The organism is Brevibacillus sp. (assembly GCF_003521185.1).
GTDB lineage: Bacteria > Bacillota > Bacilli > Brevibacillales > Brevibacillaceae > Brevibacillus > Brevibacillus parabrevis.
In genome coordinates this window covers 1-14,466 of record NZ_DOTK01000078.1, presented here as the reverse complement: position 1 = coordinate 14,466, position 14,466 = coordinate 1, and the positions used below count along the sequence as shown (strand labels likewise).

Here is a 14,466-nt window from a genome sequence, read left to right as displayed (position 1 = left end):
ATGAAAAGATTTTTTGTTTTATTAGCTGTGATTGTAAGTATTGGGTTGTTTTCCAATGTTGCCCAGGCTTCTAAAGAAAGCGAATCGCTATCCATTTCTACTATTTCATCTTCTACAATTATTCAATATCATCACGGCGTAGGAGGCTAAAAAGCGTTTTGATAAAGGATTTGAAAAAGCATCCCAAACAAAAAGGGGTGCTTTTTTCCTGTTTTTCTATCAACGGTTTTTTTAGGATAATATTGTATAGTTGTAATTGTATTTTATGTTAAAAAAAGGAAGGTGATAATTATAGGAGCTATTGCCTATAAAAAGGGCGTCCCACCCATTCGCCAGGTTCAAGGAACGCCCACAGGAGGAGCAGTTACAGCTCCTATAAGTAAATGTACCACGCCACCTTTAGATCGGGAAGGAGGAACTTGTCACGATATCATTCAATTGAAAAACATGGTGGAACAATTGCGCGAACAGCTGGTTCAATTGTATTTAGAGAAGAATGATTTGTTGGATGATAAAGTCGTGGAATTAAGCCAGCAGTTGGATCAGTACATTCTGGTAATTCAATCAAAAATGATGCAAAAAAGTGTGATTTAATAGTCTAGGGGTCCGGCCAAACGGGGATTCTTCCCTTAACGTGGTTTTTTAATGAAGAATTCTCTCTACACAATAAAAATCCATACTTTTGAATAAAAGGTTACTACAGGACAATTTTTGTACGCTGAAGATTCGAAAGTTTATTTATTTCAAGGAGATGAGCTTGTTTGAAAAAGGTTTTAAAAAAGTCACTAACACTTGTGTGCCTAGCATCCACCTTAGTGACTGGACAAGCGATGGCAGCAGAAACTTTGTTTACTAATAGTTCCTCAACCAATAAAGAGTACGATCGTAGCGAAGCAAAAAAATATGCTGAAAAGTATGCTGAGCGACCAGGAAACAAAAATTACGCAAATTACGGAAGCAACGGCGATGGCGGCGATTGCACAAACTTTGTCTCTCAGGTATTACATGAAGGTGGAGGTCTGGGGTTTCATGGGAAGATTGGTTACAATAGGAATGAAAAGGATTGGTACTATTACGGTCCACATGTTCCTAAAAATACGAATGATAAAAAATCACGCACATCATCTTGGACCGGCGCTCATCAATTTCGGGAGCATTGGGCTGTAGTGAATGGCTCTGGAGGGGAATTTGCTTATCAAGCTAAAAAGTACTCAGTTCAGGATGCACAAGAGAATTTTGATGATATTTATCAAGATTTAAATACTGGTGATATTGTTCAATATGTCGATGAAAACGGAAGGACAGTACACTCACAAGTCGTACACAAGTTCAAAGATGGTGATGTATATATGGCGCAACATTCTGTTAATGATGAAGATTATTATTGGGGAACAGATTTGCGGTTAAGCGAATGGCTTGATTATGGTGGTGCGTATGTAATTACCATAGAGATAAAAAAATAAGGACAGATTTTTGTCAATTGGAGATGATTTTATGCGTAAGCTGAATAAGTTGCTAGTAGTAACTTTGTCTGCTGCAGCTTCCCTGAGTTTAGGCATCATCGGGGTTGACGCATATGCCGATAAACAACAACGTCTAGCCCAAATGGAGAAGGAATTCAAAGAACAAGAAGAAATCTTGGATAAGAAGTATACTGACAAACAGGAAAAAAAGGTAAAAGATTTATCGTGGGAAGTTGGTAAACTGAAAAAAGAGCTACATCCCGAAGATCCTGAAGAAGTTTTAAAAAGGAAACTGAGCGCCTTCAAACAAATGACGCTCATTCATGAAAACTCTTATAAGGGCGAAAATGTTGAAGAGGTGGATTTCAATGATCCAAAAGTTATCAAGGTTTTGGAAGCGATCGAGAAAAGAAAACAACTCATTGAACGAATGGAAAATGAGCTTTCGGGAAATGCGAAATTGACAACTGGTAAGTCTGCACAAGAATTACTTGACGAATTCGAGCAAGAAAAAATGGAATTAAGTGACACAACTAAGGACACAAGAGAATAAAGGGGTATTACGAATCAAAGGGGGTGTCTCAAAGTCAATTTTTCGGCTTTAGAGATACCCTTTTAAATTTCAAACACCTTGGTAAATCATGTTTCTGATTTTTCGATGTTAGCGAATTCTCCCCTGTTGATCGCTTGACAGAACGGTTTGGTCAGGCGGCCTTTTTTATGTAATATTTCCCTTTTTCGTCTGACTATTTGGCGGAGAAAAAATGTAGTCGGGGGGCGCGTCACTGGTCGCCATCCGGGAGAAAGACAGGGCGATCGCTTTGTACGAGAAAACGGGCTTTGCTATCTGTGACCAGTCGATTTTTCCGGAACAAAACGGTCATGATCGTTTTGTTGACCGCAAGCGGTACTCGTCCGCGATGAGAACAAACAAGTAATCGGCTATGCCTTGTACAGACGGATTTTTGAAAACGGAAAACAAACGACAGCTTTGCTGTTTCAGTGTGAGGCAAGGCCGGAACGGGCCGACCGGGAGGCGATTGTCAGAAGTGCTCTTGCCCATGTGTTTTCGCCATGGGACAAGGAGCTGTATCGCCTCACGGTCAATTTGCCAGTTTCCAACGAAATGGCCATCCGTATTTTGCAAAGGGCAGGTTTTGACGTGATGGCCGAGCAAGTATTCATGACCAGGTCGCTCGTTTAAGCCCAGATCACTCGACTGACGGCTAGGGTTGCGCGTGATACGGAAACGTGATCGTGAATTTGGTGCCGACTTTTGGCTTGCTGGACACGCTTACCGACCCGCCGAACGCGTGGATGACGTGATAGGAGTACGTAAGCCCGAGACCGGTTCCGCTTGTTTTCGTCGAGAAATAAATGGACCCGAGGCGTTTGATCTGGCCTTCGTCCATCCCGATGCCGTTGTCTTTGATGATCAGCATGGCGTTGCTTTTCTCAATGAACAGCGAGAGGGACACTTTGCCGTTGACCGTCTCCTCACAAGCTTCGATCGCATTTTTGATGAAGTTGACCAAGACTTGTTTGAACTCGTCGGGATTGGCCAGGATCGTGACAGGCTTTTCATAAGCTTGCAGCTCCAGCTCGACATTGTGCATATTGGCAAAAGGCAGCATGACTTCCCGCACGACGTAAAGCTGGTCGCATACGTTGATTAGCTCGGTGCGCTCCTTGAGCGGCTTGGACAAAGCGAGATACTCGGTCAGGATCGCTTCCGTCCGCTGGATTTCGTCCATGCTGATGCGGATGTACTGATCGGTTTTCGTAATATTCTCGGGATTTTCCTGAATCAGGCGCAAAAATCCTTTGACCGCTGTGAGCGGATTTCTCACCTCGTGAGCAAGCGATGCGGCGACATGGCTCATCGTTTCGATTTTTTCATTTTGGGCGTGTCGAATAAACAGTTCTTTGTCGGATACGCACTTGCTAAATAGCGACAACAAGAGCCAAATTCCGACAAAGTTTTGAACGGGGATCACGAACAAGTAGTAGGCAGGATGATGGGATACATAGGTGGGAAAGTATAGATAGGTCAACCCCAAAGCTACCAGGGAAAAGAGCGCGCCCGTCAAAAAAATATACAGTGTTTTCCGATAACTGGCTTTGTAACGCCGATACATCAGGAGGGAGATGGCAAAGGTGACAACCAGGGCAAGCAGCGCGAGCCAGATGCCTTCACCACCCAAATAATAGCGGTATAGCGCGGACTCGATCAGCAAGACCAGCGCGATCCGCACTCCCCCATAGACTAGGGCAAAAAATACGATGATGTGCCTGATATCGAAAATCACGCCTTCCGAGACGCTGGTCGCGAAGGTCATGGCCAGAAACATGCAAATCGAGCTGGTCACAAGAATGAAAGCGCGGCTGTAATTGCGCATTCGGTCGCGGTAATAAATATTGAACAGGACAAATGGCGTCAGAGCAAAAAACATCTGCAAAATTACTTCTTTTAGTAGAATCATCGGACATCCCCATCGCAAATTTGCATGGCTGCTTCAATCTACGATATTTCGACAAGAGCCTACACGATTCCTCCAAAATTTGGACGCGCCGACGGAATAAATTTAAAGGAGAAAAGTTTTAAAAACCTAGTTGACAGATGGGTAAAACACGGATTATAGTCTCTATATACTAATACAAAGGTTTCGAAAATAATAACTACTCTTATCCAGAGAAGGCTGAGGGAATGGCCCTATGACGCCCGGCAACCTAGCTGGCAAGATCAATGTCTTGCGAGCCAAGGTGCTAACTCCAACAGGTAGCGATACCTGACAGATAAGAGGCGCGAATCTTGTCGATCAAGCCTCTTTCATCTGTTGAAAGAGGCTTTTCCTTTTGGAAAGGGAAGGTCGTCGCCTCCTCAGCTTGCAGCACAACAAGGAACAAAGAAAAAGGGGGATTTTTCGATGAAAAAGAAACTGGGCCTTATCACATCACTCGTACTGGCAGTATCGGTGGCCTTGACCGCGTGCGGCGGCGGAGCCGATACGAAAAACACGGCGGCAAACGGCGCTTCCGGCGAAAAAGCGAAGCGGATTGCCCTGATCATGCGCCAAAATGTAGGAACGTTTTCGGCTCAATACATTAACGGTGTGAAGCAGGAAGTCGAGAAAAACGGCGGAGAGCTGACAGTATTCAACGCAGATACGGATTTGTCGAAAATGGCGTCGAATCTTGACGCTGCGGTCAACCAAAACTTTGACGGCATCCTGATTGACCACGGTACAGCGGAAGCGTTGCAACAAGGTACGCAAAAAGCTGTCGACAAAAAAATCCCGGTCGTTCTGTTCGACACAGACATCAAGCTGCCTGGCGTGCCGATTGTCGAGCAAGACGACAACAAGCTGGCAGAGCTGAGCCTGGAAAAGCTGGCGGCAGATTCCGGCGGCAAAGGCAACATCGTGAAAATTTGGGTGGCAGGCTTTGCTCCGATGGAAAAACGTCAGGTGACTTATGAAGCGTTCCTGAAAAAATATCCGGATATCAAGGAAGTCGCCGCTTTCGGTTCCGCGACAAACAACACAGCGCTGGATACCCAAGCACAGATGGAAGCCATCCTGAAAAAATATCCGAACAAAGGCGACATCACGGCTGTATGGGCATCTTGGGATGAATTTGCCAAAGGGGCAACCCGTGCGATCTTGCAAGCAGGCCGCACAGAAATCAAAGTATACGGCATCGACCTGAGTGATGAAGACCTGCAACTGATCCAGGAAGCAAATTCGCCATGGGCAGCGACTGCAGCCGTAGATCCATCGAACATCGGACGCACTCACGCAGCGGCTATTTTCCAAAAAATCAAAGGCGAGCAAGTGCCAGACAGCGTGAAGCTGAATCCGGTGTTGGTGAAACAAGAAGATTTGCCTAAGGACAAAAAAGTGACAATGGGCGACTTGTCCCAGTACGTGAAAGAGTGGGGCAAGTAAGCATATAAAGCTGGTTGATTTGGCTATTCCCGTTGATCAGTCAACGGGAATCTTGCTTATTTAAGGGGGTGCGAAAAGTGTCCAGCTTGCAGATGAAAGGGATTGTGAAGCAGTTCTCCGGCGTTCCTGCGCTGCGTTCGGTCGATTTTGAGGTCAAGGCTGGCGAGGTTCATGCGCTTTTAGGGGCGAATGGAGCGGGGAAAAGTACCTTGATGAAAATTTTGACGGGCGCGTATCAGTCTGACGGGGGGAGCATCACGATTGACGGCAAAGAGGTGTCGATCCAATCGCCCCAGGATGCGAAAGCTTTAGGCATCCAGTGCGTGTACCAGGAAGTGGATACGGCGCTGATCCCGTACTTGAGCGTGACGGAAAACATTTTGCTCGATCAGATTGTCTCGGCAGGCCGCAAAGGATTCATGAACTGGCCGAGCTTGCACAAGGAAGCGGAAAGCATTTTGCAGAGCTTCGGCTTTTCCATCCCTGTGCGCATGCTCGTCGAGGAATGTACGCTGTCCGAAAAGCAACTGATCCTGATTGCCCGCGCGACCGTGCAAAAAGCGAAGTACGTCATTTTTGACGAACCGACAGCTCCGTTGAGCACGAAGGAGAGCGAGCGGCTGTTTCTCATCATTGACCAGTTGAAAAAAGCGGGTGTCGGGATCATCTACATTTCCCATCGCCTGCCGGAAATTTTTGAGATATGCGACCGAATCACGATCATGCGGGACGGTCAACTGATCGTGACGAGCGAGACGTCCCACACGACGATGGATGAGGTCATCGGCAACATGCTGGGCAAAAGCTTCGAGGAAGAGTTCCCGAAAGTCGAAGTGCCTGTAGGCGGGGTGCTTCTGGAAGCTGCGGGAGTGGCTGGCGGCAAGGTTCGCCGCGCCGATTTGAGCGTTCGCGAAGGCGAGATTGTCGGGATTGTCGGGCTGGTTGGAGCCGGGAAGACGGAACTGGCGAGACTTTTGTTCGGAGCGGATACCGCCGAGGCGGGACAAGTCAGGCTGAGCGGCAAAGAGGTGCGGCTGCGGTCGCCGAAGGACGCTGTTGATGCGGGAATCGTCCTCGTACCGGAAGAACGGCGCAAAGAAGGCATTTTTGTCGAGGAATCTGTCCAGAACAACTTGTCTGTCTCCGCTTTGGAGAAGTGGTCGCGGCTCGGATTTGTCCGCAGAGGGGCAGAAGCGAAGCAGGCGAGGGAGCTGGTGAGCCGTCTGGGCGTAAAGACGGCAGACATCACACAGCTGGTTGGCTACCTCAGCGGAGGAAACCAGCAAAAAGTCGCGATTGGCAAATGGCTGGATACGGATGCGCAAGTGTTCATGTTCGACGAGCCGACCAAAGGCGTCGACATCGGGGCGAAAAGCGATATTTACCGCCTGATTGGAAAGCTGGCGGAGCAGGGCAAGGGCGTTCTCTACTTTTCTTGCGAGTTTGCCGAAGTATTGGGCATTGCCGACCGGATTTTGGTCATGTTTGAAGGGAAAATCGTCAAGGAGCTGAGCCGCGCGGACGCGACACAGGAGACGATGATGTATTATGCCAGCGGGGGTGAGTAAGGTGGAAGGTAAAAAATTCAGCTTGTTTGATTTTATTTACAAATACGGTACAGTCGCAGTAATTGTGATCGTCATGCTGTTGTTCAGTCTGACCAATCCGTATTTCTTCACGTACGACAACATCACAGACATTTTGCGTTCCATCTCGATCGTAACGTTCGTCGCGATCGGCGTTACGTTTTCACTGATTGTCGGAGGCTTCGACTTGTCTGTCGGTTCGACGGTGTCGTTGACCACAGTCGTTTCGGCTTCCATGATGGTCTGGTACGAGCAGGGCGTGTTTGCCACTTTGGTCGTCCCGATCGCGCTCAGTCTGATTGTCGGATTGGTCAACGCTTTTCTGGTCGTCAAAATCCGCATTCCCGATCTGCTGGCGACACTGGCGATGCTGTACATCGTCAACGGACTTCATATGACTTATTCAAAAGGCTACTCGATTTACGCCAACATGCCGTTGGAAGATGGTTCGATGGCTCCGGGAAAATTCCAGGAATGGTTCCTCTGGCTCGGACAAGGCAAAATTTTATCCCTGCCTGTTCCCGTCATTTTGACCTTTTTATTGGTCGCGGTCACACACGTCTATTTGGCGTATACTCGCCAAGGGCGGATGCTGTACATGACGGGCGGCAATCTGGAAGCGGCGCGTCTCTCCGGCATTCCCGTGAATCGCTATCGCACGCTCGCTTATGTGTTGTCTGCCCTGTTCGCCGGACTGGGCGGGATGCTTTTGGCAGCGCGGATCGGTACGGGCCAGGTGAGCAGCGGCGGCTCGATGCTGATGGATGCAGTGGCGGCCGCGTTTGTCGGCTTCTCCGTTTTCGGCGCGGGCAAGCCGAACGTATTCGGTACGTTCGTCGGCGCGATTTTGATCGGGGTGTTGCTGAACGGCATGACGATGCTGAACGTGCCGTATTACGCCTACGATATTATTAAAGGAACGGTACTGGCGCTTGCTCTTGCGGTGACGTACTATCAGTTGCGCAGGAAAAGAAAAGCGTAAAACATGGCTGTACAGGCAAGGCAGGGAGCTGCGGGAATGCAGGCATCCTGCCTTTTTCTTTTCAATAAAATGGAAAATGTTTCACATGCAGCATCCCTCCGCTATAATACTCTGGGGGGATATAAGTGATCCATTATAAGACGTACATACGCGGAGATGCCTATGAATGGGTAACCTTCGTCCACGGGGCGGGCGGCAGCTCATCCATCTGGTATAAACAGATCAAAGCTTACAAAGAGCATTTCAATATTCTCCTCGTCGATTTGCGCGGTCACGGCAAGTCGAAGCAGCATATGGGGAAGCCCAGGGCTAAATACACGTTTGAAGACATCAGCAAAGATATCATTGAGGTGCTGAAGCACGAGAACATTGCTTCCACTCATTTCGTAGCGGTGTCGCTGGGCACGATCATCGTCCAGATCATCGCCGAGCTTGCGCCGCAAAAAATACGCTCGATGGTTTTGGCGGGAGCCGTGACGAAGCTGAACTTGCGCTCGCAAATTTTGATTGCGCTGGGCAATCTCGTCAAGCATATCGTTCCGTACATGTGGCTGTACAAGCTGTTTGCCTGGGTGATCATGCCGCGGGAACGCCATCACGAATCCCGCTCTTTATTTGTCAGAGAAGCGAAAAAGCTTTGTCAAAAGGAGTTCAAGCGCTGGTTCAGGCTGACGTACGGAATCAATGCATTTCTCGCGGGGCTGCTGACGAAAGAGCCTGCGATTCCCGCGCTTTTTATCATGGGAGATGAGGACTATATGTTTTTGCCCTCGGTCCAGTCGTGTGTAAGCCGCAGAAGGCACGCCCAGCTTTGCATGCTGGACAATTGCGGCCACGTCGTCAATGTGGATCAGCCGGAAGAGTTCAATCGTGTCTCGATCGGATTTATCAGGCAGCAGGCAGGGGGAGGACAGTACGTGGTCAGTCCGGCCTAGCGCGCCTGGCTTGCCGTTTGGTTCAAGCCTTTGGCATTTGCGATTTGCGCGGAAGTGTGTTTCAATAAATGGGAGCAGAGCTGGAAATAAATTTTGGCCATATATTTTAATGAAGGGGGAAATGACATGTCGATTCAAAATGAGCACGATTTGCTCGCTTTGCAACGGATCGGGAGAATCGTGGCAGAAGCGAGAGAAGCGATGCTGCAGGCCGTTCGGGCGGGGATCACGACAAAAGAGCTGGACCGGATTGGCGGCGATATTTTGGCGAAGTACGGCGCGCGCTCCGCACCCCAGGTGACGTACGACTTCCCCGGGCAGACGTGCATCAGCGTGAATCATGTCGTGGCGCACGGGATTCCCGATGGAACGGTATTGAAGGAAGGCGACATCGTCAATGTCGACGTTTCCGCAGAGCTGGAAGGTTACTTTGCGGATACAGGCGCTTCGGTTGTCGTGGGACAGGGAGAACCTGTGAAGCAGGCGCTGTGCAAATGCGCAGAGGAGTCGCTGTACAAGGCGCTGGATTCGGCCAGGGCTGGCTCCAAGTTGAGCCAGATCGGGCGCATCGTCCACAATGAAGCGAAGGCAAAAGGATTTACGGTCGTCAAAAACCTCACAGGCCACGGCATCGGCAAAAGCTTGCACGAGGAGCCGACGGACATCCTGAACTACTACGACAAATGGGACAAACGGCTGCTGACGGACGGGCTTGTGCTCGCTGTCGAAACGTTTATTTCCACAGGAGCCGAGTATGTGCAGGACGGGAAGGACGGCTGGGCTTTGGTGACGCCGGACAGAAGCTACACCGCCCAGTACGAGCACACCGTCGTCATAACGCGCGGCAAGCCGATTATTTTGACGGCTTGAGCGTTTTTCCGCACCGCGCGCGGTGATTTTGCGAGCGTGAACAAAGAGAGGAGGCCCTATTGCGCTGATAGGGTCTTTTTTGTGTGAAAAACGTCTCGACGTTTTTTATGAAATGGGATGTGAGCGCTTACGGTCAACGAAACGGTCATGACCGTTTTGCTTTGGGAGAAAAATTGCGAGAATGAGCAAGAATAACTTGCAGAATAGCCAAAGATTGTATATTCTTTGCATAAGAATATATGTTCGTATTTGCTGGGAGGTTCCTTTTGATGAATCGATGTGGCTGGGTGAATCAGGACCCGTTGTATTTGGATTATCACGATCATGAGTGGGGAGTGCCTGTCTACGATGACCGGCTGCTCTTTGAATATTTGAATCTGGAAGGCGCGCAGGCGGGGCTGAGCTGGTACACGATCCTGAAAAAGCGGGAGAACTACCGCCGGGCTTTTGACAACTTCGAAGCGGCAAAGATTGTGCAGTACGACGAGGACAAGATCGAGCAGCTTTTGCAGGATGAGGGCATCGTGCGGAACAAGCTGAAAGTCAGGGGCGTCGTCAAAAACGCTCACGCCTTTCTCAAGGTCGTGGAGGAGTTCGGCTCCTTCTCCAGCTACATCTGGTCGTTTGTTGGCGGCAAGCCGATTCACAACCACTTTCAGGAGCTAAAAGATGTGCCTGCCTCCACCGAGATCAGCGACAAGCTGAGCAAGGATTTGAAAAAGCGCGGGTTTACGTTTGTCGGTTCGACGATCTGCTATGCGTTCATGCAAGCAGTAGGGATGGTAAATGACCACGTGAAGACGTGCGATCTGTATCAAAAAGACTAAAGCACAGGCAATGAGAGGAGGAGCAGACATGAATGCGACTGATCTTTTGATTCTGAATTTCGAGGAAGTCAGACGCCGCAGCATCAAGGTGTGGAGGGCGATCCCGGAAGACAAGCTGGATTGGAAGCCCGACAACAAAGCGTTTACTTGCGGGGAAATGATCCGGCACGTCATCGAGGGCGAGTTTTTGTACCATCAGATTTTGATTCAAAGAGGCAGCTCCGCTCTGTCTGCTCTGCCGAATCCGTATGACACCAAGCCGTTCACCTCGATTGAGGAAGAGTTGGCTTTTGCTAAGCCGTATCGGGACGAGTTTCTCGCCTTTGTCAAAGAGTTGGACAAAAGCGACCTGGAGAGCATCCGCATCGACCGTTCCGATGTCGGGTACGTCAGAACATTGGGCGACATGCTGCTCCGGATTGCGTACCATGAGTCGGTTCATACCGGGCAGTTGCTCGATTACATGAGGACGATGGGAATCGAACGTCCGAACATTTGGGATTGAGTAGAACGGAAGAAGCTTTGGGAATAACGCAAAAGAGCCAGCGTTCTCTGCATCGGGAGGAGACGCTGGCTCTTTCGCGTTTTTTGCGCACGGCTTTTCAGCTATGCATGGTGGATGGCGTAGTTGGGAACGCTCAGGCAGAAAGGCAGCAAGAAAGCATTACGTAACCAACGAAGTATGAGAGTGGTATACTTTTCGAGTTGTGGCTATCGTTCAAAGCACGGTTCTTTTCCAGAGAATCGCGCTTCTTTTTATGCGGAATTTTGCAATAAATACAGGGGCATTTAACCCCGTTCGATCAAGAAAAGTCAAGGGAAAAAATGATTGGAAATAACTTGAACTGAAATGGATTGTATGAGATACTTGTACTAACAAAGAGAACAAACGTTCCTGTCTATCTTTTAGGGGAAGCAAACTATCTTATTTCCAAAAATGGAATCAGGCAAGGAGTGAGAGTATGCAAAAACAAGCGATAGGCCGTATCGGCTGCATAGGCGAGAGTTCTCATTGCCGAGTGCGCAGAGGACGGTCAGGAGAGTGCAAAGCGGTACTCACGAGCCAGTTCCCTGTGCTCTCCCCGAAGAAGAATCTCGTTTTGGCAGGCGAATGGACAAGCACGAAGCTCAGCCGAGGAAGCACGATCAGAGAGCGCCTATTGATTCAAAGTAAGGATGGGCAGCGATGATGTCGATGGATTATGTCCAGGTGCTCGCTGTTGTCGTTTGTTTTCTCGTGTTGGTAGTGACGTTCAAGCATGTCGATTTGCAGATTCGCATCAACAACATTTTGGATGTTCAGTTGAAAGCGAACAAGGAGAAAGAGAAGGAGGCAGAACCGAGTGAGAAAAAAATCGATCCTCCTGTCCATGAAAAGCAGCATCCGCAAGAATAGTTGAGGAGTCGGCGCTGTCCTTTGTTTCCATATCATTCCATGGGGGAAGGGGATTTTTGCAGAGATGATACAGGCAGCATTGATCGTTGCTTGCGCCCTGTTGGTCGGAGTGATCATCGGGCAGAGCATTTTAGCAGAAAAGGTACGAAAAAGATAGATAGCAGCAAAACGAAACGATGTATCTCTACAGCTTTTACGAGAGACCGAGGGGGAAAGAGAATGACGACGACAACTTTGATCAGTAAAGACATGTTGATGGAAGCGGTGTGCGAAGGTTGCCCGGCGACGTGCTGGGGGAAGCGGACGCATTGCCAGGTCCATGACCAGCATATCGGCAAAATTGAATCGTGCCCGGAGTGGGACAGATATTTGCAGCAGCAGCAAGCAAAGCCAGCACGGCTGATTCAGAAAGAGGCGAGTAAACAACGGGAAGTCCGCTTTGATTTGCACGAGTTGGCTCCAGCCCTCTCTGTTTTGCAAAAGACGGAAGAAGAAATTCGCGATTACAGCTACATGCAAATCGAGATTGTTCGCATTCAGCGCTATTTGCGGGAAGCCGGGGAAGGCATGGTCAGCCAGTACGGATTGGATTCAGCCATGCCAAAAGGCCAAGGCTCCCACAGCGACAAAACACACGCGGAAGTCGTTCGCCGGGAACGGAAACAGAAGCGGCTGCAAAATTTGCAGGACAAAATCGAGCGGATCAACAGAGCGGTAGAAACGATTCGCAGCGAACAGGAGCGCCTGATTGTGGAAGCGCTGCTGGATGGGGAGAAAAACAATTTGATCGCCAAAGCGATCGGGGTGTCCCGCCAACGCTACTACGAGATTAAGCGGAGTGCTGTGCTGAAAATGGCGTGGGCGATGTACGGGGATGAAATGCAGCAGACGGGATGAAAAAGCGAAAAGTGAATACGCAGAAGATGCGAGAAGCTCGATTTTGGCGCGACATGCCAGGATCGGGCTTTTTTTTTTGGAGCTGGAATGAAGTAGCTGGAATCGTTGAAAGAGCTGGAACGATCTTCGAGCGGCTTTTTCCAAAAGGGCGGGCGAATCACTGGCTAACAAGGCTGACAAGAGCTGACACTCCCTGACACTTACGTGAAAAATCCATTTTGATCCGCGCAAAAGGTTATAATGGACTCAAGCGAATCAAGTAAGAGACACAAGAAGCCATCTGGTCAATTGCCGGGTGGCTTTTCCTGTTCGCTAATCCGACGAAGGAGGGAGCTGGCATGTGACAAACAGCAGGCAAGCAGTGCAACCAAGGGAGCCATTCCTGTAATGAAGTTGAAAGAAAAAAAGCGCCCCCTGTATGCGGGGTCTTGGAATGGGACACATTCACTGCCCTAAATGGGGAGGATACTCTACAGGAAGTATAGGCAGAAACAGAATCAACGGATTACACGAAGAATGGGCGAAAAAACAGAGGAAAACATTACTTTATAGTGGGAGTGTTGTGAATATGTCTAAAGGAATGCGTGGGATTCATCTTTATACAGGAAAAGGTTATGGAACGGTAACAACAAAGATGCTAAATGAATTTGATGGTACCAACATTCATGATTACGTAGTACACCTGGGAAACATGGATAAAGTGTTTTTTGATTATCGAAAGGGCAAGTCAGACCGTAATGCTGTAATTGATCAAATGATTGATGATCTTGCTGATTTTTTACCTGAATACAAAGCATCAGAAATAAACTATAAAGACTTGTATATTTCGTTGCCAGCTCTCAGTAATGATATTACTACAATTAAAAATGTTGATGATTTCTATGACGACTATCGATCCTATATGCGAAAAGTTGAAAAAACATGCATCGATATTTTAGGTGAAGATGGATGGAAGTTCCGGATAGAAGGTTTTTATTTCCGAACAGAAACGATTTTCCCAATTGATCAGAAAATTAGCAGTACGTCCCCGACCTCGAACAAAATGGTTAAATTGTTGAATGATATTGCTTACAGAGTACGCAAGACACATAAAAAAGAGTTTATGTGGGCGCCATACTATGGGTTTGGAACGTATGCAGAGAATATCATTCATAATCTAGGGGTAATTGCAAACAGGACAGACATTTTTGATATCATTTGCATCCAGCCACAATACTATTTTCAGGGCGATCCTTACCGAGTTAACGTTGATAAAGTCTTTGATAGTGCCGATAGTCAAAAGGTTTATGATTTGGATGGAGATGTTGTTGGCGGTGGAAGAAAGACTTCGGCCACAGCATTAATTGGGGTAACCATGGAAGGTGATGATAATTATCGTAAGAGCCGATCTGACAGGTTCGATTACTATGTGGATACATTCTCCGGCATTGTCAAAGAGGCTCCAATCGTCTTCTATGCAGGTTCGACTCATAACCTGTTAAATAATAACCCACTTTTTGATGCGATCAACAATTTTTACGAAGTGTAGTTTCATAAATAACGGGAATGTAAATTTTTTTGTGT

General features: G+C 48.2%; 16 protein-coding genes and 1 riboswitch. Of the genes, 15 read left to right on the top strand and 1 reads right to left on the bottom strand.

The features are described 5' to 3' along the window. From DEP07_RS22760 to DEP07_RS22740, 5 genes are all read left to right on the top strand, one after another. Complete coding sequence (locus tag DEP07_RS22760) at positions 1 to 150, top strand: hypothetical protein (RefSeq protein ID WP_167470265.1); 150 nt, start codon at positions 1 to 3, stop codon at positions 148 to 150. 132 nt (positions 151 to 282) lie between these two features. After that, complete coding sequence (locus DEP07_RS22755) at positions 283 to 594, top strand: aspartyl-phosphate phosphatase Spo0E family protein (RefSeq protein ID WP_122963760.1); 312 nt, start codon at positions 283 to 285, stop codon at positions 592 to 594. A 167-nt stretch (positions 595 to 761) separates the two neighbouring features. Further along, a complete protein-coding gene (locus tag DEP07_RS22750) occupies positions 762 to 1,463 on the top strand; it encodes an amidase domain-containing protein (RefSeq protein WP_122963761.1) in 702 nt (233 codons plus the stop codon). Between the two features lie 31 nt (positions 1,464 to 1,494). After that, a complete protein-coding gene (locus DEP07_RS22745; RefSeq protein WP_122963762.1) occupies positions 1,495 to 2,016 on the top strand; it encodes a hypothetical protein in 522 nt (173 codons plus the stop codon). A 396-nt stretch (positions 2,017 to 2,412) separates the two neighbouring features. Continuing rightward, positions 2,413 to 2,667: a hypothetical protein gene (locus DEP07_RS22740; protein ID WP_287103041.1), complete on the top strand. Its 255-nt coding sequence runs from the start codon at positions 2,413 to 2,415 to the stop codon at positions 2,665 to 2,667. A 22-nt stretch (positions 2,668 to 2,689) separates the two neighbouring features. Here the strand turns inward: DEP07_RS22740 and DEP07_RS22735 are convergent, their stop codons facing one another. Beyond that, a complete protein-coding gene (locus tag DEP07_RS22735; protein ID WP_242774195.1) occupies positions 2,690 to 3,946 on the bottom strand; it encodes an ATP-binding protein in 1,257 nt (418 codons plus the stop codon). Between the two features lie 199 nt (positions 3,947 to 4,145). Next, a riboswitch (SAM riboswitch) is annotated at positions 4,146 to 4,266 on the top strand. A gap of 124 nt (positions 4,267 to 4,390) precedes the next feature. On the opposite strand from DEP07_RS22735, the gene DEP07_RS22730 reads away from it, so the two are divergent. The 10 genes from DEP07_RS22730 (at position 4,391) to DEP07_RS22685 (ending at position 14,431) form a co-directional block, all read left to right on the top strand. Further along, positions 4,391 to 5,410, top strand: a complete 1,020-nt coding sequence (locus tag DEP07_RS22730; protein WP_063231736.1) for a sugar ABC transporter substrate-binding protein — start codon at positions 4,391 to 4,393, stop codon at positions 5,408 to 5,410. 77 nt (positions 5,411 to 5,487) lie between these two features. Next, complete coding sequence (locus DEP07_RS22725) at positions 5,488 to 6,978, top strand: sugar ABC transporter ATP-binding protein (protein ID WP_242774198.1); 1,491 nt, start codon at positions 5,488 to 5,490, stop codon at positions 6,976 to 6,978. 1 nt (position 6,979) lies between these two features. After that, the gene (locus DEP07_RS22720) at positions 6,980 to 7,978 is read left to right on the top strand and encodes an ABC transporter permease (RefSeq protein WP_122963766.1); all 999 of its coding nucleotides are present in this window, start codon (positions 6,980 to 6,982) and stop codon (positions 7,976 to 7,978) included. Between the two features lie 125 nt (positions 7,979 to 8,103). Beyond that, complete coding sequence (locus DEP07_RS22715; RefSeq protein WP_280649120.1) at positions 8,104 to 8,913, top strand: alpha/beta fold hydrolase; 810 nt, start codon at positions 8,104 to 8,106, stop codon at positions 8,911 to 8,913. A 126-nt stretch (positions 8,914 to 9,039) separates the two neighbouring features. Then, on the top strand, positions 9,040 to 9,783 hold the full coding sequence (map, locus tag DEP07_RS22710) for a type I methionyl aminopeptidase (RefSeq protein ID WP_122963768.1): 744 nt from the start codon (positions 9,040 to 9,042) through the stop codon (positions 9,781 to 9,783). A 269-nt stretch (positions 9,784 to 10,052) separates the two neighbouring features. Then, positions 10,053 to 10,610, top strand: coding sequence for a DNA-3-methyladenine glycosylase I (locus DEP07_RS22705; protein ID WP_122963769.1), 558 nt, complete (start codon positions 10,053 to 10,055; stop codon positions 10,608 to 10,610). A gap of 28 nt (positions 10,611 to 10,638) precedes the next feature. Beyond that, on the top strand, positions 10,639 to 11,115 hold the full coding sequence (locus DEP07_RS22700; protein WP_122963770.1) for a DinB family protein: 477 nt from the start codon (positions 10,639 to 10,641) through the stop codon (positions 11,113 to 11,115). Between the two features lie 681 nt (positions 11,116 to 11,796). Further along, positions 11,797 to 12,006: a hypothetical protein gene (locus DEP07_RS22695; RefSeq protein WP_063231744.1), complete on the top strand. Its 210-nt coding sequence runs from the start codon at positions 11,797 to 11,799 to the stop codon at positions 12,004 to 12,006. 219 nt (positions 12,007 to 12,225) lie between these two features. Beyond that, positions 12,226 to 12,903: a hypothetical protein gene (locus tag DEP07_RS22690; RefSeq protein ID WP_287103039.1), complete on the top strand. Its 678-nt coding sequence runs from the start codon at positions 12,226 to 12,228 to the stop codon at positions 12,901 to 12,903. Positions 12,904 to 13,471: 568 nt separating this feature from the next. Continuing rightward, positions 13,472 to 14,431: a DUF4855 domain-containing protein gene (locus tag DEP07_RS22685; RefSeq protein ID WP_167470268.1), complete on the top strand. Its 960-nt coding sequence runs from the start codon at positions 13,472 to 13,474 to the stop codon at positions 14,429 to 14,431. Positions 14,432 to 14,466: the final 35 nt, after the last annotated feature.

What these genes read in the sequence shown, in the direction of transcription:
- DEP07_RS22695 (WP_063231744.1), top strand. Translation starts at nt 11,797, where the DNA reads ATGATGTCGATGGATTATGTCCAGGTGCTCGCTGTTGTCGTTTGTTTT.
- DEP07_RS22705 (WP_122963769.1), top strand. Translation starts at nt 10,053, where the DNA reads ATGAATCGATGTGGCTGGGTGAATCAGGACCCGTTGTATTTGGATTAT.
- map (WP_122963768.1), top strand. Translation starts at nt 9,040, where the DNA reads ATGTCGATTCAAAATGAGCACGATTTGCTCGCTTTGCAACGGATCGGG.
- DEP07_RS22730 (WP_063231736.1), top strand. Translation starts at nt 4,391, where the DNA reads ATGAAAAAGAAACTGGGCCTTATCACATCACTCGTACTGGCAGTATCG.
- DEP07_RS22700 (WP_122963770.1), top strand. Translation starts at nt 10,639, where the DNA reads ATGAATGCGACTGATCTTTTGATTCTGAATTTCGAGGAAGTCAGACGC.
- DEP07_RS22685 (WP_167470268.1), top strand. Translation starts at nt 13,472, where the DNA reads ATGTCTAAAGGAATGCGTGGGATTCATCTTTATACAGGAAAAGGTTAT.
- DEP07_RS22690 (WP_287103039.1), top strand. Translation starts at nt 12,226, where the DNA reads ATGACGACGACAACTTTGATCAGTAAAGACATGTTGATGGAAGCGGTG.
- DEP07_RS22735 (WP_242774195.1), bottom strand. Translation starts at nt 3,946, where the DNA reads ATGATTCTACTAAAAGAAGTAATTTTGCAGATGTTTTTTGCTCTGACG.
- DEP07_RS22745 (WP_122963762.1), top strand. Translation starts at nt 1,495, where the DNA reads ATGCGTAAGCTGAATAAGTTGCTAGTAGTAACTTTGTCTGCTGCAGCT.
- DEP07_RS22760 (WP_167470265.1), top strand. Translation starts at nt 1, where the DNA reads ATGAAAAGATTTTTTGTTTTATTAGCTGTGATTGTAAGTATTGGGTTG.